This is a genomic window from Neisseria sp. Marseille-Q2251 (genome assembly GCF_940793045.1).
Taxonomy (GTDB): Bacteria; Pseudomonadota; Gammaproteobacteria; order Burkholderiales; family Neisseriaceae; genus Neisseria.
On record NZ_CALNWV010000008.1, the window covers coordinates 44,248 to 63,294 of the forward strand.

The following is a 19,047-nucleotide window of genomic DNA, read 5'->3' on the forward strand; positions in this document are numbered from 1 at the left end:
AATAATGAATAAATTAAATATCCTTTTGTTGGTCTTGGTATCGGTATCTGCTTTTGCGGTGGTCACTGTGCAAGACCAATCGCGTTTGCACTTCATCGCTTTGGATAAAGCGCAAAAGCAGGAAATCAAGCTTGATCAGGACTATGCACGCTTGAAATTGGATCAGGCGCGGCTGGCGAACCACAAGCTGATTAAGGTGGCGGCTGAGAAGCAACGCCTCAAACCGCCCGGCGCGGATAATACCGTGATGGTGGAACGAAAAAAATAATATAGCCGGCTTATCCGGCACTGCAAACTGGTGCCGTCGGATAAAGACACGGTTCGGGTGATCATGAATTGAGATGTTAAGATGTTGATTAAAAACGAATATAAACCAAGCATGCTGCCCAAGGCAGCCAAAGCTAAAAAACCCATCACCAGTGATGGGCGGATTTCTTTGGTGTTGTGGCTGATTGCGGCTGCGTTTGTCGGACTACTGGCTCGCGGCATCTATTTGCAAACCACGCAGCATGAATTTTTGAAAAATCAGGGTGATCAGCGTTTTGTCCGTACCCTGGCTTTACCTGCGTCGCGCGGCATGATTACGGACCGTAACGGCGCGACTTTGGCGTTGAGTGCACCGACTGAATCCTTGTATGCCATGCCTTCCGGTATGGAAGAAATGCCGACTGCCGAACAGATGGCTAAGTTGGCGGCTATTGTTGAGCTGCCTGTTGAGGCATTGCAGGAAAAATTGGCGAAAAAAGATAAAGATTTTATTTATCTGAAGCGTCAACTCAGCCAGGAAAAAGCGGAAGAAATTAAAGCTTTGGGCATTAAAGGTTTGGCATTCCAAAAAGAACTGAAACGCCATTATCCGATGGGTAACCTGTTCGCACATGTTATCGGTTTCACCAATATCGACGGCAAAGGACAGGAAGGCTTGGAATTGTCGCGTGAAGACAGTCTGCATGGTGCGGACGGCGCGAAAGTGGTTTTGCGCGACAATAAAGGCAATATCGTCGATAGTTTGGATTCTCCGCGCAACAGCGATCCGAAAAACGGGCAGGACATGGTTTTGTCTTTGGATCAACGTATTCAAACACTTGCCTATGATGAGCTGAATAAGGCAGTGGCTTATCACAAAGCCAAAGCAGGTACGGTTGTGGTATTGGATGCGCAAACCGGCGAAATCTTGGCTTTGGTTAACAGCCCTGCCTACGATCCGAACCAACCGGGCAGCGCCGATAGCGAACAGCGCCGCAATCGAGCCGTTACCGATATGATTGAGCCGGGTTCTGCAATGAAGCCGTTTACGATTGCCAAAGCATTGGATTCCGGCAAAGTCGGTGTGGCTGATCGTTTTAACACCATGCCTTATAAAATCGGCCCCGCTACCGTACGTGATACCCATGTGTATCCTACTTTGGATGTGCGCGGCATTATGCAAAAATCTTCCAACGTCGGTACCAGCAAACTGTCTGCAAAATTCACACCTAAAGAAATGTATGATTTTTATCATGATTTGGGTGTGGGCGTGCGGATGCACTCCGGTTTCCCAGGTGAGACGGCCGGTCTTTTGAGAAGCTGGCGCAGATGGCAGCCGATTGAACAGGCAACCATGTCTTTCGGTTACGGCTTGCAATTGAGCCTGCTGCAATTGGCGCGTGCTTATACCATGTTGACACATGATGGCGAATTGTTGCCGGTCAGCTTTGAGAAACAGGCGGTTGCGCCAAAAGGCAAACGCGTGATTAAGGCTTCGACCGCGCGTGAAGTTCGTGATTTGATGGTTTCTGTAACCGAACCCGGCGGTACAGGTACAGCAGGTGCGGTAGATGGTTTCGACGTCGGTGCGAAAACCGGTACGGCGCGTAAGTTGGTTAACGGACGTTACGTTGATAACAAACACGTTGCCACTTTCATCGGTTTTGCTCCGGCTAAGAATCCGCGTGTGATTGTGGCGGTAACCATCGACGAGCCGACTGCAAACGGTTACTACGGCGGCGTAGTGGCAGGTCCGGTCTTCAAACAAGTCATGGGTGGCAGCCTGAATATCTTAGGCGTTTCCCCGACCAAGCCTCTGACCAATGTTGCAGCCGTCAAAACACCGTCTTAATCCGAGTATCAACGAGATTATTTTATGTTCAGCAAGTTAACCCCTTTAGCTGAAACCAACATTCCGCCTCTGCTGTGTGCAAACGCAGCAGGGCGTTTGTTGCATTCAGACAGCCGTCAAATTAAACAAGGTGATATTTTTGTTGCCTGTCAGGGCGAATATACAGACGGCCGCAGTTATATCCCCGCAGCCATTGCCAACGGCGCGGCTTTTGTTTTTTGGGACGACGACGGCAATTTTGCGTGGAATCCTGAATGGAAAGTTCCCAATCAAGGCATCAAAGATTTGAAACACCGTGCCGGCATATTGGCGGCGCAAGTTTACGGCAACGTTTCAGACGACCTCAAAGTCTGGGGCGTAACCGGTACCAACGGCAAAACCTCCATCACACAATGGCTGGCGCAAGCCGCCGATTTGTTGGGCGAAAAAACCGCCATTATCGGCACGGTCGGCAACGGCTTTTGGGGCGTATTGGAAGAAACCACGCACACCACTCCTGCCCCCGTAGATGTCCAAACTTTGCTCTACCGTTTCCGTCAACAAGGCGCAACAGCTGCCGCGATGGAAGTCTCCAGCCACGGCCTTGACCAATCGCGCGTCAACGGCGTGCCATTCTGCAGCGCAATTTTTACCAACCTCACCCGAGACCACCTCGACTACCACGGCACGATGGAAGCCTATGGCGCCATCAAGTCGCGCCTGTTTTACTGGCACGGCTTGAAACACGCCGTCATCAACGTAGATGACGAATATGGCGCAGAACTCGTAGGTCGTCTGAAAAAAGACTGCCCCGATTTGGCCGTTTACGGCTACGGCTTCAGCGAACACGCCGACATCCGCATTGTTCATTTCACCGCTTCTTCAGACGGCATGGAAGCCATATTCCAAACCCCGTGGGGCGAAGGCCGCTGCCGTACCCGCCTGCTCGGACGATTCAACGCGCAAAACCTCGCCGCCTGCATCGCCTTGCTTTGTGCCAACGGCTATCCGCTGGATAAGGTGTTGGATGTGCTGGCAAAAATCCGTCCCGCCTCAGGCCGCATGGACTGCATCATGAACAGCGGCAAGCCTTTGGTCGTCGTCGATTATGCCCACACACCCGACGCATTGGAAAAAGCACTCTCCACCTTGCAGGAAATCAAACCGCAGGGCGCGGCTTTGTGGTGCGTATTTGGCTGCGGCGGTAACCGCGACCGCGGAAAACGCCCGCTGATGGGTGCAGCAGCCGTGCAGGGCGCGGATAAAGTTGTCGTAACCAGCGACAACCCGCGTTTGGAAAATCCGCAAGACATCATCAACGACATCCTGCCTGCCGTTTCAGTGCCCGAATGCGTCGAAGCCGACCGCGCCGCCGCCATCCGTTACGCAGTCGAACGCGCTGCTTCAAGCGACATCATCCTGATTGCCGGAAAAGGACACGAAAATTATCAGGATATGCAGGGCGTAAAACATCATTTTTCTGATTTTGAAGTTGCAGAGAAAGCGTTGGCAGAACTCAGGTAAAAATATTTTCCAGATGAGAGTCCTTAAGGTCATTGGCAAATAGGAAATTACACATTACTCCATCTCACTTTTAATAGGTAAAAATATGCAACGTTATACTCCTTTATTCAATGCCTTGCTTGCAGCCGTCCCTTACTTAACCCGTGAAGATTTACCCAAAGCTCCTCCGGCTGAAAATGAGGATTTGGTGTGTGATTGGTTATTTAAGCATTTAGGTTGGTATAGCGAATCAGGTGAATGGCATTATGCTGATCATCAATTTATGGATTATATGGAATGGAAAAATCCATATTTGGAATTAGAGCGGTTTTATCCTATACAAAAACTGGGTATTGAAATAGATACGACAGAAATTGATGACGAAGTGTGCGATCGTACAGTAGCAGCATTTTGCACTCAAGAAGGCATTGCCGTGCCGGATGAAGAAGATGAATTGGACGAGCTTTGTGAGAGTGATGAGATGAATATGTTTGCGATGTTCAATGCCCATATCTTTGTTTCAGATGCTTACGATGCATTGCTTAAGCCCCATGGACTTCGTCTAATAGATATTGGTTATGCTGAAAATGCCTTCCTACTGATGGTAAAAGATGATGATGAGGCAGTGGGAAATGTGGAGCAGGCACTGATCGATTTGGGATATGTCGATATTGAAGACTAATTTTTGAGTGTATACAGACAGAGTGGAGTCACCATAAGGCAGAGAGGTTTTGTTGTACTTCGTATTCGACTTATCGATTCCACTATAAATTTAACAACAATGTAATCAATTTTCAGACGGCCCGGCAGCCTTAAGGTCGTCTGAAAACGTTTATCCCCCACAAAATAAAAGCAACACAACCCACGCATTACGGCACGTCAGCCATTAAACCCATCACAGTTGTTTCAGACGACCCTGATTTCAAATTTCAAAGGTCGTCTGAAAAACGAGGAGACCGATTTGATGCTGAAAATGCCGACAAAAACCCTTTTAATCAGTGCAGCCATGATTTTATTTGCGGGCTGTACCACCAAACAACTGCCGCGCCCGAATGCCGAAATTGCCGAGCTGAGGGCGAAAGAACCGCCGGCGGCGCAAAGTCTGCCCAATCCTGTTAAAGGCAAACGTTTTGACGACACTTGGGGCGCAGCGCGCAGTCAGGGGCGCAGACATGAAGGTGTGGATATTTTCGCTAAGAAAAACACACCGATACGCAGTACGACGCCCGGTATCGTCACCAAAATCGGGCGCAACCGATTGGGTGGCAAAGTCATCGGCATCCAAGGGCCGGGCGCATGGCACTATTATGCCCACCTCAACAAATTCGCCAGCGTCCGCCTGTATGAGCGCGTGAAAGAAGGACAGGTCATCGGCTATGTCGGCAAAACCGGCAACGCCAAAACCACGCCTGCCCATTTGCATTACGGCGTGTATCTGCCAAGCGGTGCGATTAATCCGTATCCGTTGATTAATCAGGATAAATAGGTCGTCTGAAAAAAGAGTGAAGAGATGAATGCAAAAAAATTGGTCAAGGCAACGAACATCATCGGTATGGTAGCAGTGACACTGCTGGTGTACTGGGTGTTCGCGTTGATATTGATTCAAGTCTTCGGACTCAAGGTGTTCCGTGAACACATCACAGAAATTTTCCTGATGAGTATTTTGGGGATTTTGGCTGTGATGGGCGGTACGTTGATGCTGAACATCATGTTGAATCTGACCCGTATTGCCGCGCGGGCAGGAAGAAGAAGTCCGTGGCGGTAGGAAAACCGTATATCTCCTGTTGGCGGTATTTCCTATTTTGGCGGCGTTGCTGTTCGGCGGCAATTACCTGACTATTCAACAAAAACGCGATATCTTGATCCAATCGTCGGAGCGCATCGTCAAAGACAATTCTGCTCAACTCGATGCGTTGGCCGATTACCGTTTTGACTTGGCGTATATCAGAAAAACGTCGGAAATCTTGGATTTGATGGCTAAAGATGATTCTTCGTTCAACGCTGCCATGATTATCGTGCCGGATAAGATCGGCAACAAACCGGTTTATCTGGCTTTTTCAGCTGACTCCACCCGCCTTACCCTGAGTGACGAAGTCGTGCCTGCCGCCAATCAGAATGCAGAAGGTAGCGACAATTTTGTCGTGAATCGAAATGGTGAGAAAGTAGCGGTCAAGAAAACGGACTATGTCTACTCCCCGGATTTGAAGGGGAGCGAATACCTGCAAAAAGTATTTGCCGGACAAACCCAGGAAATGCGCTATGAAGCGGAAGACGGGCATTACAGCCTCTGCCACCCTTACCGTAAAAACGGTAAAACCATCATCTTGTGTTTCTCCGATTATCAAGAGTATGGAAAAATCGGTAGTTGAGTGTGGGAAAATCGGTTTCAATAGTACAGGAATACGTCAAGTGAATGATTTACAGGAAGTATTGCTGAATAAGTATGTAGAGATTTTAAACAAACTGGAACATCAGAACTTGTTGCGTGCAATTAATAATAAAGACAATAAATTATCCAATATCCATTTGGGCTTTGTCCCTGAGCATTATGAAAGCGCAGAACATAAAATTCTGATTGTCGGCAGAGAAACACGCAGTTGGTACGATAGCAAGAAATTTGATGAATATCATGCCGAAAATGTAAGGCAACTGATGTCGTTAAGCAAAGATTTTATTTGGCGGAATTTGACTGGAGATTTAAAAAGAAACACAAAAGGAGCAACATTTTTCAATTTCGTCCGTAACGTTGCCAAGCGAAGTGGGAATGAAGGCATCTTGTGGGCTAATATTTTTGCGGTGGACTATAAAACTAAACATCCTAAGCATTCGGATTGGTTCGAAGATATAAAAACACTTTCCTGTAAATTGTTGCGTGCCCAAATTGAAATTTTAAAGCCACAGATTATTCTTTTCGTAAGCGGAGACGGCGGTGTAGTGGCGCGGAGGGAGTGCTTTCCTGATTTGTCCGGCTCGGGTCAAGGCATAAACGGTTTGAATAGGGGAAAACTGGAAAAATTTTCTTTTGAAGGTAATAAGGAAATAATATGTTACCGAGCACCTCATCCCAGTACCAGAAATCGAGAAGGAAGGCGCGCTTTAAAGGTGCTCGTCGAAGAGTTGCTGCCTTCTGCCAAAGTGTAAAATGCCTTTGCAACAAAATGCCTGTTTGAAAAAAACAAACGAAAGAAACCATGAAACCACTAGACCTAAATTTCATCTGCCAAACCCTCAACCTTCCGACGTCGTCTGAAAACAAACCCGTTTCGCGCATCGTAACCGACAGCCGCGACATTCGCGCGTGCGATGTGTTTTTCGCATTGGTGGGCGAGCGGTTTGATGCACATGATTTTGTTGAAGACGTATTGGCTGCGGGTGCGGTGGCGGTTGTGGTTTCGCGCGAAGATTGCGCTGCAATGGATGGCGCGTTGAAAGTTGATGACACGCTTACCGCGTTGCAAACGCTGGCGAAGGCGTGGCGCGATAATGTGAACCCGTTTGTGTTCGGCATTACCGGTTCGGGCGGCAAGACGACGGTGAAGGAGATGCTGGCTGCGGTATTGCGCCGCCGTTTCGGCGATGATGCCGTGTTGGCGACCGCGGGCAATTTCAACAACCATATCGGATTGCCGCTGACTTTGTTGAAATTAAACGAAAAACACCGCTATGCCGTGATCGAAATGGGCATGAACCATTTCGGCGAACTGGCGGTTTTGACGCAAATTGCCAAACCCGATGCCGCTTTGGTCAACAATGCTTTGCGCGCCCATGTCGGCTGCGGTTTTGACGGCACGAACGATATTGCCAAGGCGAAAAGCGAGATTTATCAAGGCTTGGGCGAAGACGGATTGGCTTTGATTCCGTGCGAAGACGAACACGCCACCGTGTTTCAGACGACCTCTCAAGGTCATCAGCAACAGACTTTCGGCGTCGATAGCGGCGATGTCCATGCGGAAAATATCGTGTTGAAACCTTTGTCGTGCGAATTTGATTTGGTGTGCGGCAACGAGCGCGCCGCCGTGGTGCTGCCCGTTCCCGGCCGCCACAATGTCCACAACGCTGCTGCTGCTGCCGCGCTGGCTTTGGCGGCAGGTTTGAGTTTGAACGATGTGGCGGAAGGTTTGAAGGGTTTCAGCAACATCAAAGGTCGTCTGAACGTCAAATCCGGCATCAAAGGCGCAACCCTGATTGACGATACGTACAACGCGAACCCCGATAGCATGAAAGCCGCGATTGACGTGTTGGCGCGTATGCCTGCGCCGCGTATTTTCGTGATGGGCGATATGGGCGAACTGGGCGAGGACGAAGCCGCCGCCATGCACGCCGAAGTCGGCGCGTACGCCCGCGACCAAGGTATCGAAGCGGCTTATTTTGTCGGCGACAACAGCGTCGAAGCGGCGGAAACGTTTGGCGCGGACGGTTTGTGGTTCGCCGCCAAAGACCCGTTGATTCAAGTGTTGAGCCACGATTTGCCCGAACGCGCCACCGTATTGGTTAAGGGCTCGCGTTTTATGAAGATGGAAGAAGTCGTCGAGGCGTTGACGGATAAAGAGGTCGTCTGAAAATGAAAAGCCTTATTGCTGATTGGTGCGAAATTATCCGATTTGCGTGATTGAGAAAGACACTAACGCCGCCTCCGTTCCATAACGCCGCCAGCGGTCTGGATAACGGATAAAAGTTCCCTAAAAACCTGAATATAAAGTGAACTTCATTAAGCCCTGACTGTCATAACCTGCTTGGTAATCTACAAAGGTCGTCTGAAACTTTTTCAGACGACCCCAAAACCAAACTTTAAAACGGGCGATAAGCCCAATGTAACAACAAAAACAAAAGGAAGCCCCATGTTTTTATGGCTTGCACATTTCAGTAACTGGTTGTCCGGTCTGAATGTCTTTCAATACACCACATTCCGCGCCGTCATGGCAGCCTTGACCGCCTTGGCGTTTTCCCTGCTGCTCGGTCCATGGACCATCCGCAAACTGACGCAGTTAAAAGTCGGGCAGGCAGTGCGCACCGACGGGCCGCAAACCCACCTCATCAAAAACGGCACGCCGACGATGGGCGGTTCGCTGATTCTGACCGCCATCACCGTATCCACGCTGTTGTGGGGCAACTGGGCAAACCCGTATATCTGGATTCTGCTGGCGGTATTGCTCGCTACCGGCGCACTCGGTTTTTACGACGACTGGCGCAAAGTCGTCTATAAAGACCCCAACGGTGTTTCCGCCAAATTCAAAATGGTGTGGCAGTCGAGTGTCGCCATTATTGCCGCGCTTGCCCTGTTTTTCCTTGCTGAAAACTCCTCCAACAACATCCTGATCGTTCCCTTCTTCAAACAAGTCGCCTTGCCGCTGGGCGTGGTCGGCTTCGTCGTCCTGACCTATCTGACCATCGTTGGCACTTCCAACGCCGTCAACCTGACCGACGGCCTTGACGGACTTGCCGCCTTCCCCGTGGTCCTCGTTGCCGCCGGCCTCGCCATCTTCGCCTACGCCAGCGGACACTCGCAATTCGCCCAATACCTGCAACTGCCTTATGTCGCAGGTGCGAACGAAGTCGTGATTTTCTGTACCGCCATGTGCGGCGCGTGTCTTGGATTTTTGTGGTTTAACGCCTATCCTGCGCAAGTTTTCATGGGCGACGTCGGCGCGCTGGCATTGGGTGCGGCACTCGGTACCGTTGCCGTCATCGTCCGTCAAGAGTTCGTCCTCGTCATCATGGGCGGTCTGTTCGTCGTCGAAGCCGTGTCCGTTATGCTTCAGGTCGGCTGGTATAAGAAAACCAAAAAACGCATCTTCCTGATGGCGCCTATCCACCACCACTACGAACAAAAAGGCTGGAAAGAAACCCAAGTCGTCGTCCGCTTTTGGATCATTACCATCGTCTTGGTGTTAATCGGATTGAGTACGCTGAAAATCCGCTAAGTTGCTTTCCTTTTTCCGACGTTCACATTTTCAGACGACCCGATGAGATTCATCGGGTCGTCTGAATTTTTGAGAGGGCAGGGCAGATGAATGATGGTCACACATCCCCCATGTCAGAGCGGTTGTGGCTAAAATCCGCCACATTCATTTTCAGACGACCCCTCGACATATCAAGCTGATATAATCCCCGCCAATCATATTTACACGGAGTCATCATGCAGTTCTCGGCATTCGGCGAAAAATTCACGCAACACAGCGGCATCCTGCAACTTATGGACGACCTCGGCGACGCGCTCAAAAGCGACAAGCCCGTCAACATGCTCGGCGGCGGCAATCCGGCGCGGATCGCCGAAGTCAACGCCGTGTTCGCCGACGTATTTTCCAAGCTGGCGGCGGAACACGCTGTCGAGAACATCGGCAACTACTCCAATCCCCAGGGCGATGCCGCGCTAATTGACGCGCTGACCGCCTTCCTCAACCGCGAATACGGCTGGAACCTGACCGCCGACAATATCGCGCTGACCAACGGTTCGCAGAACGCGTTTTTCTATCTTTTCAACCTCTTCGGCGGAAAATTCAAGGTTTCAGACGACCTTTCCGTAGAGAAAGCCATCCTGCTGCCGCTCGCGCCCGAATACATCGGCTATGCCGACGTGCATGTCGAAGGGCAGCACTTCGTTTCCGTGAAACCTAAAATCGAAGCGGTCGAACACGAAGGCGAAGCAGGTTTCTTCAAATACCGCGTGGACTTTGATGCACTGGAAAGCCTGCCCGAACTCAAAGCAGGCAAAATCGGCGCGATTTGCTGTTCGCGTCCGACCAACCCGACCGGCAACGTGCTGACCGACGGCGAAATGGCGCGGCTGGACGCTTTGGCGCAAGAACACGGCATTCCGCTGATTATCGACAACGCCTACGGAATGCCGTTCCCCAACATCATTTACAGCGACGTGACGCTGAATTGGCACGAAAACATCATCCTCTGCTTCAGCCTTTCCAAAGTCGGCTTACCGGGCGTGCGCACCGGCATCATCGTCGCCGCGCCGGAAGTGGTCAAAGCCGTCAGCAGCCTGAACGCAATTGTGAACCTGTCGCCCACCCGCTTCGGCGCAGCCATCGCAACGCCGCTGCTACAGGATGGTCGTCTGAAACAGCTTTCAGACGACGTCATCCGGCCGTTTTACCGCAATCAGGCGCAAACCGCCGTCTCGCTGCTCAAGCGCGAGCTGGGCGCGTATCCGCTGAAAATCCATAAGCCCGAAGGCGCGATTTTCCTGTGGCTCTGGTTTGAAAACCTGCCCGTTTCATCGCAAATCCTGTACGAAATGCTCAAAGCCGAAGGCACGCTGATTATTCCGGGCGAACATTTCTTCGTCGGCATCGACACGCAGGATTACCCGCACGCCCGCGAGTGCATCCGCATGAGCATCGCGCAGGACGCTCAAACGCTGGAAAAAGGCGTCGCCGCCATCGGCAGGGTGGTACGCGGGTTGTATGACGTGGCGTAAACAGTAAAGTTGAGAGCCATTCAGTCAAACGGTCGTTTGAAAACAGTTTCAGACGACCTTTTTCTATTTCATGCGTCGAATAATAATAAAAATCTAACAAAAATAAAATCTCAATTAATAATAACAATATTAAATTGAAGTCATAGTTCCAATAGTCAAAACCTTTCTGTATAGTTCTTTTCATAGCTTAATTAAAAGGAAAAACAAATGTCGATACAAGAAATTTATGAATGCCAAGAAACCGGCTACGAATATGCTTTTCGGCAAATCATTTTATAGTGGATTAAATTTAAATCAGGACAAGGCGACGAAGCCGCAGACAGTACAGATAGTACGGCAAGGCGAGGCAACGCCGTACTGGTTTAAAGTTAATCCACTATATAAACCACTGACCATTTCACAAAGGAAATCATCATGACTGTCTCTAAATGTCCCGTAACCCACCTGACCATGAACAACGGCGCGCCCGTTGCCGACAATCAAAACAGCCTGACCGCAGGCGCGCGCGGCCCGTTGCTGGCGCAGGATTTGTGGCTGAATGAAAAACTCGCCGACTTCGTGCGCGAAGTCATCCCCGAACGCCGTATGCACGCCAAAGGTTCGGGCGCGTTCGGTACGTTTACCGTAACACACGACATCACAAAATACACCCGCGCCAAAATCTTCAGCGAAGTCGGCAAGCAAACCGAGATGTTCGCCCGTTTCACCACCGTGGCAGGCGAGCGTGGCGCAGCCGATGCGGAACGCGACATCCGCGGCTTTGCGTTGAAGTTCTATACCGAAGAAGGCAACTGGGATATGGTCGGCAACAACACGCCCGTGTTCTTCCTGCGCGACCCGCGCAAATTCCCCGACCTGAACAAAGCCGTCAAACGCGACCCGCGCACCAATATGCGCTCCGCTACGAACAACTGGGACTTCTGGACGCTGCTGCCCGAAGCCCTGCACCAAGTTACCATCGTCATGAGCGACCGCGGCATCCCCGCCAGCTACCGCCATATGCACGGCTTCGGTTCGCATACTTACAGCTTCTGGAACGAAGCGGGCGAGCGTTTTTGGGTGAAATTCCATTTCCGCAGCCAGCAAGGCATTAAAAACCTGACCAACGAAGAAGCCGCAAAAATCATTGCCGACGACCGCGAAAGCCACCAGCGCGACCTGTACGAAGCCATCGAACGCGGCGAGTTTCCGAAATGGACGATGTACATCCAAGTCATGCCTGAAGCCGATGCGGAAAAAGTACCGTATCATCCCTTCGACCTGACCAAAGTTTGGCCGAAAAAAGACTATCCGTTGATCGAAGTGGGCGAATTCGAGTTGAACCGCAATCCCGAAAACTTCTTCGCCGATGTGGAACAATCCGCCTTCGCCCCGAGCAATCTTGTGCCCGGCATCGGCGCCAGCCCCGACAAAATGCTGCAAGCCCGTTTGTTCAATTACGCCGACGCGCAACGCTACCGCTTGGGGGTAAACTTCCGCCAAATCCCTGTCAACCGCCCGCGTTGCCCCGTCCACAGCAACCAGCGCGACGGGCAAGGCCGCGCCGACGGCAACTACGGCAGCCTGCCGCACTACGAACCCAACAGCTTCGGCCAATGGCAGCAACAGCCCGACTTCGCCGAACCGCCTTTGAAAATCAACGGCGACGCGGCGCACTGGGACTACCGCCAAGACGATGACGACTACTTCAACCAACCGCGCGCCTTGTTTAACCTGATGAACGACGCGCAGAAACAGGCTTTGTTCGACAACACCGCCGCTGCAATGGGCGACGCGCCCGACTTCATCAAATACCGCCATATCCGCAACTGCCACCGTTGCGACCCCGCCTACGGCGAAGGCGTGGCGAAAGCTTTGGGGCTGACCGTCGAAGACGCACAAGCCGCCCGCGCGACCGACCCGGCATTGGGTCAGCCAGGTTTGCTGTAAATGGGAGGAGCCATGTGGATAGAGATTGAAGAATTGTTATCCCACGCAATCCGATACCGCAAACCGTAAGTCATTGATATCGGAGAGATACGCAAAACAAAAAGGTCGTCTGAAAATTTTCAGACGACCTTTTATTTCAAATCTTCAAAAGATTATTTTTTGTTCAGAGAGTCGCGGATTTCGCGCAACAGCAATACTTCTTCGCTAGGCTCTGCAGGTGCTTCTTCAACAGGCGCTTCGGCTTTTTTCATGGAGTTCAATGCTTTGATAACGGAGAAAATCGCAGCAGCGATGATCAGGAAGCTGATAACGGAGTTGATGAACAGGCCGAGGTTCAGGGTGACGGCACCGGCTGCTTGGGCTGCCGCCAAGTTGGCATAGCCTTCTGCGGGCGCTTGCGCACCGTTTTTCAGGGTGATGAACAGGTTGGAGAAGTCAACGCCGCCGATCAACAGACCGATAGGGGGCATGATTACGTCGTCAACCAAAGATTTAACGATGCCGCTAAACGCAGTACCGACGACCATACCGACTGCCAAGTCGATAACGTTGCCGCGCATAATAAACTGTTTGAATTCTGAAGCAATAGACATAAATGTCCTCCTGTATGTTTGTGGATAATAAAGTGAAATTTTTAAAAAAAGTGCGTCCGAAGTGACGGACGGGCTTTTTCAAACCGGCAGGCATAGTATCGTTTTATTTGTTAAATAAAATTCAGAAAAGTTAAAATTTGTTTTATGACAAAATTCCCGAAATATGCCGCCTTTTATACGAAAAAAGAACCGCCTGAAATAGCCGGTGTACCTTTTTTACACCACTTAATCAGACGGTTTTTTGTGTAATAAGTTGTCTTTTCTACAAAATATTACAAATCATTACGCCTCTTCATCGTTCAGGGCGTTGATGCTGTAACCGCCATCAACGTAAGTGATTTCGCCGGTAATGCCTGAAGAGAGTTCGGAGAGCAGGAAGGCGGCGGTGTTGCCGACTTCATCAATGGTTACGTTGCGGCCGAGCGGATTGTGGGAAGCGACGTGTCCCAAGAGTTTGCTTAAATCGGCAATGCCGGAAGCAGCAAGGGTTTTGATCGGGCCGGCGGAAATGCCGTTGCAGCGGATGCCTTCTTTACCCAAGCAGGCGGCGGTAAAGCGGATGCCTGCTTCGAGGCTGGCTTTTGCCATGCCCATGACGTTGTAGTTCGGAATCGCACGAACCGCGCCCAAGTAGCTCAGGGCGACGATGGCGGAGTTTCTGCCGCGCATCATCGGACGGGCGGCTTTTGCCAATGCGGGCAGGCTGTATGCAGAAATTTCGTGTGCGGTGTTAAACGCTTCGCGGCTGATGCTGTCGAGGAAGTCGCCGCTCAAGGCTTCTTTTGGTGCGAAGCCGATGGAGTGGACGAGGCCGTCCAAGCCGTCCCAATGTTTGCCCAAATCGGCGAAAACTTGGTTGATTTCTTCGTCGCTGGCGACATCGCAGCGGAATACGAGTTCGGAACCCAATTCGGCGGCCATTTTGCGGACGCGCTCTTCCAGTTTGTCAACAACGTAGGTGAACGCCAAATCCGCGCCTTGTTCGCGGCAGGCTTTGGCAATGCCGTAAGCGATGGAACGCTCGGAAATCATGCCGGTGATCAGGATTTTTTTACCTTGCAGAAAACCCATTTTTTGTCCTTTAAAGTGTGGTATTGCGGTTTGATGAAACTGGGCATTATAGCAAACTGGGGCGGTTTCGGTATAGAAAAAAAGAGATAACCTGTCGTCCTGACGTTTTTTGCATTTTTTCAGACGACCTCTTTGTGCTGTTTGCGGCTTCTTTCAAATGCCCGTTTAGTACCTTATGTTCAAACTTGTTTGTCCGGTTCGTGACGTTTCAGGCGCATGGCGAAAAACACCATTACCGCGCCCAACACCAGCGCGCTGCCCATCGCCAGATGAATGCCGTCAAGCATGGCTTGTTGCGGCGAGGCGGCGGAAGACAGTTTCTCGCCGATATTGGTCGCGCCGACGAAAAATGCCGCGCCGACCGCGCCGGCAATCGGGTTGATGGTGGTCAGAATCGCCGCGCCGTGGGGGTTGAGTTTTTTCGGCAGCGCGTTCAAGCCGTGGGTTTCGCCCGTTACGCAGGCGGAGACGGATACCGCCATCAGCGTGAACATGGCGGTCAGCATCATGACTTGCGTGTCAATCCGCAAAAACAGCCACAACACCGCCAGCGACACCGTCAGCATCACCGTGGCGGGCAACACGACGAACCGTCCGCCCTTCTTGTCCAGCAGTTTGCCGAACAAAGGCGCGGCAACCGCCTGGGCGATGCTTGCCGGCATCAGAATCAGCCCCGTCGCCGTACCCGTCAGCATCAGCACTTGCTGCGTGTACATCGGCATCATCAGTTCCAAACCCAAAAATAGGAACACCGCGCCCGCCAGAATCACGACGCAGTGGCGGAACTGCTTATATTCAAACGCCCGAAGGTTCAGCAGCGGCGTCGCCAAGCGGGACTGGCGGTATGCAAACCAGCCCACCAGCGCGACGGAAGCGGCAAACAGCAGGATAAATTCCGCCAGCGGCAGACGGGCAAAATTACTGCTCGCATACACCAGCCCGCCGAAGCCCGCAATCGACAAGACTGCCGACAAAATATCAATCTTCGGACGGCTGATGTTGCTCAAGTTGACCGTCAGATACTTGCCCACCAATACCATCGCCGCCAGCATAAACGGCGCGGTAAAGCCGAACAGCACGCGCCAATGCGTGTGGTCGATGATGATGCCCGACAACGTCGGTCCTATCGCGGGCGCGGCGGTGAACATCATGGTAATCACGCCCATCGCCGTCCCGCGTTTGTTCGGCGGATAAATCGACAAAATGCCGTTAAACAGGAGCGGCACGAAAAACGCGGCGGACACCGCCTGCACCATCCGCCCCGCGACCAAAATCCCGAAAGTCGGCGCAAACGAGCAAATCAGCGAACCCGCCAAAAACGTCGCCTGCGTAAACAACACCATCTTGCGCGTTTCAAACCATTGAATCACGCCCGCCGTAATCGGCGTGAACGCGCCCATCACCAGCAAAAAGCCCGTCGTCAGCCATTGGACGGTGGTCTTGTCGACCCCAAAATCCTTCATAATCGGCGTGAGCGCAACATTTAAAAGCGTGTCGTTGAGGTAGCCGAAAAACGCGCCGAAAAACAGCGTCGCCACAATGGTTTTGGCAGGAAAATCGGGATTGTCGGCGTGGTATTCGTGAGCCGTATCGTCTATGCCAATATCGGAAGTATGCATAGCATCATATTGAAATATTTGAAGAATGCGGATTTTAACATGGGATATGTAAAAAAATGTTTATTTGGTTTTCCGCAAAACTTTTATATTCCGATATAATGACGTCTTCAAAAAATCATATTTCAAATAATTACGTTACGGACAAACATTATGGAAAATACTCAACATGTTTCGCGATGGCGTTTCGCCGTGAAAAGCGCCTCGCTGCATCTGCTTGTCAGTCTTGTTTTAGCAGGCTTGGCGGCGCTGCTTGTTTTTGAAGTCTGGTATCCCTTTCCCTATGCCGAACTGACCGGAGGCTTGGATTTGTATAAGTTGGTCGTATCGGTGGATATCGTGTGCGGTCCGCTGTTGACCCTGATTCTTGCCAGCCCCAAGAAAAAAATGCGCGAGCGCGTGGTCGATTATTCCTTAATCGGCGCCATCCAGCTTGCCGCTTTGATTTACGGCTTGTACAGCGTATCCCTTGCCCGTCCTGTTGCCGCCGCTTTTGAGCGTGACCGTATCAATATTGTGACTGCTGCCGAAATCGATGAGGCGGATTTGGCAAAAGCCAAAGACGGCTTCAAAACTTTGCCTTGGTTCGGTATAGAGCGCGTAGGCGTGCGTGAGGCGGTCAATGTTGAAGAAGCCAATGAGAGTCTGAGCTTGTCGCTGACGGGCATTGAGCCGAGTATGCGTCCGAATTGGTGGCTGCCCGACAGTCCTGCCGAACGCGAAAAAATCCGCCGTGCGATGAAGCCGTTGGCAGAACTGGCTGCCGCGCGCAATATGTCTGAAACGGACATTATCAAATCAGCCAAAGTGACTTCGTCCGGCAAACCTTTGTTCTTCCTGCCTCTGACCAGCAGCCGTACAAAAGACTGGGTAGTCATCATGGATGAAAACGCTGATTTCGTGGGTTATGCGCCGATAGACGGTTTTATGACGAAAAACGCCGCTGCGGCCAAAAACAAAGAGCAGGTTATTTAAAGCCGATTGGGAGGTCGTCTGAAAGCCAATTTCCTTGTTTTCAGACGACCTTTTGCCATCCGCCTTCCAAACTGCTAAACTATTTACATTATTTTTACTTGAGACATACGCACACATGAAAGACCCAGAGCAGAGCAGCATGACCGCCCGCCGTTTTTCGTGCGTATCGATATGAATCAGGCAGCTTGAGCGTTTCAGGCTGCCTTTTCGCGTTTGAACACAAAGGAATAGAAAAATCATGGATTTCAGTTGGTTGGCAGAGCCGCATACTTGGATAGGCTTTGCCACGCTTCTGGTACTCGAAGTTGTCTTGGGGATAGACAACCTCGTTTTCGTCGCCATTTTGGCGAACAAAGTCAAACCCGCCCAACGCGACCGCGCGCGCATTACCGGTTTGGGGCTTGCGGTCATTATCCGCATCATCATGCTCGGCTTCATGGCACACATCATGACCCTGACGCGCCCGCTGTTCCACATCAGCGGGTTGGACGTTTCCGGCAAAGACATGATTATGCTCGCGGGCGGTATCTTCCTGCTCTACAAAGCCACCACCGAACTGCACGAACGCCTCGAAGGGCATAACCAATTTGCCGTTGCCGACAGCCAGAAGAAACACGCGAGATTTTGGAGCGTGGTTGCCCAAATCCTGATTCTTGACGCGGTATTTTCCATCGATTCCGTCATCACTGCCGTCGCCATGGTCGATCACATCGTCGTCGCCATGGGCGCGGTTGCCGTTGCCATGACCGTCATGATTTCCGCGAGCAAACCGCTGACCGAGTTTGTAGACAGGCATCCTACCGTCGTCATGCTCTGCTTAGGTTTCCTGCTGATGATCGGTTTCAGCCTCATCGCCGAAGCCTTCCATTTCCACATCCCGAAAGGCTACCTCTACGCCGCTATCGGCTTCTCCATCCTGATTGAAGTGTTTAACCAAGTTTCGCAACGCAACAGCCGCAAAAACGACTATATCAGCAGCTCGTGGCGCAAGCGCACCGCCGAGAACGTCTTGGGCATGATGGGCATACGCGAAAGCGTGCTTGCCAAAGCGGGCGACGAAGCAGAGGACGACGGGCATTTTGAGGAAAACGAAAAATCCATGATACGCAGTGTCCTCACGCTTGCCGAACGTCCCATCCTCGGCGTGATGATTCCCCGCCGCGACATTGAGCGTTTGGACATTTCCCAAAGCCGCGAAGAGCAACACGCCCAACTGCAAAATACCCCATACAGCCGCCTGCTCGTCGTCGGTAAAGCCGGTGTCGATGAACCGTTGGGCTACATCAACAAAAAAGACCTGCTCGCCCAACTACTCGAAACCGGCGAACTCAATATCCAAGCCGTCCTACGTCAGCCGCTAGTCCTGCCGGACAGTACGACTGCATTGGGTGCGATTGAACTGTTCCGCCAAAGCAGCGCGGATTATGCTTTGGTGGTCGATGAATTCGGCGCGGTTTTGGGCATGGTTACCATGAAAGACCTGCTGGAAACCATCGCAGGCGAATTTCCTGAAGAGTTTGAACGCCAAGAAGAACCCGCCGTTCAAGAAAATGCCGATGAAAGTCTGACTGTGGACGGTTCGTTTGAATATGTCGAACTCGCGCCGCAACTGAACCTCCCGCCGCAAGAAGAAGATGCCGACTTCCACACCGTCGCCGGACTGATTATGGAAGAACTGCAAAGCATTCCCGATGTCGGCGATTTTGCCGATTTCCACGGCTGGCGTTTCCAAGTCGTTGAAAAAGACGGTCAACGCATCGAGCGGGTAAAAATCACCAAGCTGCCTGAAGAAGGCTAAATCGGGGAGATGAAGTAAAAAGGTCGTCTGAAAACCTGAGATTTGGGTTTTCAGAC

At 51.4% G+C, this 19,047-nt stretch carries 17 protein-coding genes; 14 read left to right on the forward strand and 3 right to left on the reverse strand.

Going from position 1 to position 19,047, the window contains the following annotated elements:
- The first annotated feature begins 4 nt into the window (after window positions 1-4).
- The 12 genes from ftsL (at window position 5) to katA (ending at window position 12,938) form a co-directional block, all read left to right on the forward strand.
- Complete coding sequence (gene ftsL, locus AAG834_RS04990) at window positions 5-268, forward strand: cell division protein FtsL (RefSeq protein ID WP_003761340.1); 264 nt, start codon at window positions 5-7, stop codon at window positions 266-268.
- An 81-nt stretch (window positions 269-349) separates the two neighbouring features.
- Window positions 350-2,098 (forward strand): peptidoglycan D,D-transpeptidase FtsI family protein, encoded by a 1,749-nt coding sequence (locus tag AAG834_RS04995; protein WP_342031449.1) that lies wholly within the window; start codon window positions 350-352, stop codon window positions 2,096-2,098.
- A gap of 24 nt (window positions 2,099-2,122) precedes the next feature.
- Entirely contained in the window at window positions 2,123-3,601 is a 1,479-nt protein-coding gene (locus tag AAG834_RS05000) for a UDP-N-acetylmuramoyl-L-alanyl-D-glutamate--2,6-diaminopimelate ligase (protein WP_342031450.1), read from the forward strand.
- An 85-nt stretch (window positions 3,602-3,686) separates the two neighbouring features.
- Window positions 3,687-4,262 carry a hypothetical protein gene (locus AAG834_RS05005; RefSeq protein WP_114922530.1) on the forward strand — a complete coding sequence of 192 codons (576 nt, stop codon included), beginning with the start codon at window positions 3,687-3,689 and terminating at the stop codon, window positions 4,260-4,262.
- Window positions 4,263-4,544: 282 nt separating this feature from the next.
- Complete coding sequence (locus AAG834_RS05010) at window positions 4,545-5,066, forward strand: M23 family metallopeptidase (RefSeq protein ID WP_009310917.1); 522 nt, start codon at window positions 4,545-4,547, stop codon at window positions 5,064-5,066.
- Window positions 5,067-5,090: 24 nt separating this feature from the next.
- Window positions 5,091-5,345, forward strand: a complete 255-nt coding sequence (locus AAG834_RS05015; RefSeq protein ID WP_342031451.1) for a hypothetical protein — start codon at window positions 5,091-5,093, stop codon at window positions 5,343-5,345.
- Window positions 5,308-5,949, forward strand: a complete 642-nt coding sequence (locus AAG834_RS05020) for a peptidase (protein ID WP_342031452.1) — start codon at window positions 5,308-5,310, stop codon at window positions 5,947-5,949. Before AAG834_RS05015 ends, AAG834_RS05020 begins: the two co-directional genes overlap by 38 nt.
- A gap of 40 nt (window positions 5,950-5,989) precedes the next feature.
- The gene (locus AAG834_RS05025; protein WP_342031453.1) at window positions 5,990-6,721 is read left to right on the forward strand and encodes a hypothetical protein; all 732 of its coding nucleotides are present in this window, start codon (window positions 5,990-5,992) and stop codon (window positions 6,719-6,721) included.
- Window positions 6,722-6,771: 50 nt separating this feature from the next.
- Entirely contained in the window at window positions 6,772-8,139 is a 1,368-nt protein-coding gene (locus AAG834_RS05030; protein WP_342031454.1) for a UDP-N-acetylmuramoyl-tripeptide--D-alanyl-D-alanine ligase, read from the forward strand.
- 279 nt (window positions 8,140-8,418) lie between these two features.
- A complete protein-coding gene (mraY, locus tag AAG834_RS05035; RefSeq protein ID WP_342031455.1) occupies window positions 8,419-9,501 on the forward strand; it encodes a phospho-N-acetylmuramoyl-pentapeptide-transferase in 1,083 nt (360 codons plus the stop codon).
- Between the two features lie 215 nt (window positions 9,502-9,716).
- The gene (locus AAG834_RS05040; RefSeq protein WP_342031456.1) at window positions 9,717-11,009 is read left to right on the forward strand and encodes a valine--pyruvate transaminase; all 1,293 of its coding nucleotides are present in this window, start codon (window positions 9,717-9,719) and stop codon (window positions 11,007-11,009) included.
- A gap of 414 nt (window positions 11,010-11,423) precedes the next feature.
- On the forward strand, window positions 11,424-12,938 hold the full coding sequence (katA, locus tag AAG834_RS05050) for a catalase KatA (protein ID WP_308862271.1): 1,515 nt from the start codon (window positions 11,424-11,426) through the stop codon (window positions 12,936-12,938).
- Between the two features lie 152 nt (window positions 12,939-13,090).
- On the opposite strand, the gene mscL is transcribed toward katA, so the two are convergent.
- The 3 genes from mscL to AAG834_RS05065 form a co-directional block, all read right to left on the reverse strand.
- Entirely contained in the window at window positions 13,091-13,531 is a 441-nt protein-coding gene (mscL, locus tag AAG834_RS05055) for a large conductance mechanosensitive channel protein MscL (protein ID WP_049223401.1), read from the reverse strand.
- Window positions 13,532-13,813: 282 nt separating this feature from the next.
- Window positions 13,814-14,602: an enoyl-ACP reductase FabI gene (fabI, locus tag AAG834_RS05060; RefSeq protein WP_070493481.1), complete on the reverse strand. Its 789-nt coding sequence runs from the start codon at window positions 14,600-14,602 to the stop codon at window positions 13,814-13,816.
- Window positions 14,603-14,781: 179 nt separating this feature from the next.
- The gene (locus tag AAG834_RS05065; RefSeq protein ID WP_342031457.1) at window positions 14,782-16,221 is read right to left on the reverse strand and encodes an MFS transporter; all 1,440 of its coding nucleotides are present in this window, start codon (window positions 16,219-16,221) and stop codon (window positions 14,782-14,784) included.
- A 150-nt stretch (window positions 16,222-16,371) separates the two neighbouring features.
- On the opposite strand from AAG834_RS05065, the gene AAG834_RS05070 reads away from it, so the two are divergent.
- Both AAG834_RS05070 and AAG834_RS05075 read left to right on the forward strand, forming a co-directional pair.
- Window positions 16,372-17,193, forward strand: coding sequence for a fimb protein (locus tag AAG834_RS05070; protein WP_342031458.1), 822 nt, complete (start codon window positions 16,372-16,374; stop codon window positions 17,191-17,193).
- A gap of 238 nt (window positions 17,194-17,431) precedes the next feature.
- The gene (locus AAG834_RS05075; protein ID WP_342031459.1) at window positions 17,432-18,991 is read left to right on the forward strand and encodes a TerC family protein; all 1,560 of its coding nucleotides are present in this window, start codon (window positions 17,432-17,434) and stop codon (window positions 18,989-18,991) included.
- Window positions 18,992-19,047 lie beyond the last annotated feature (56 nt).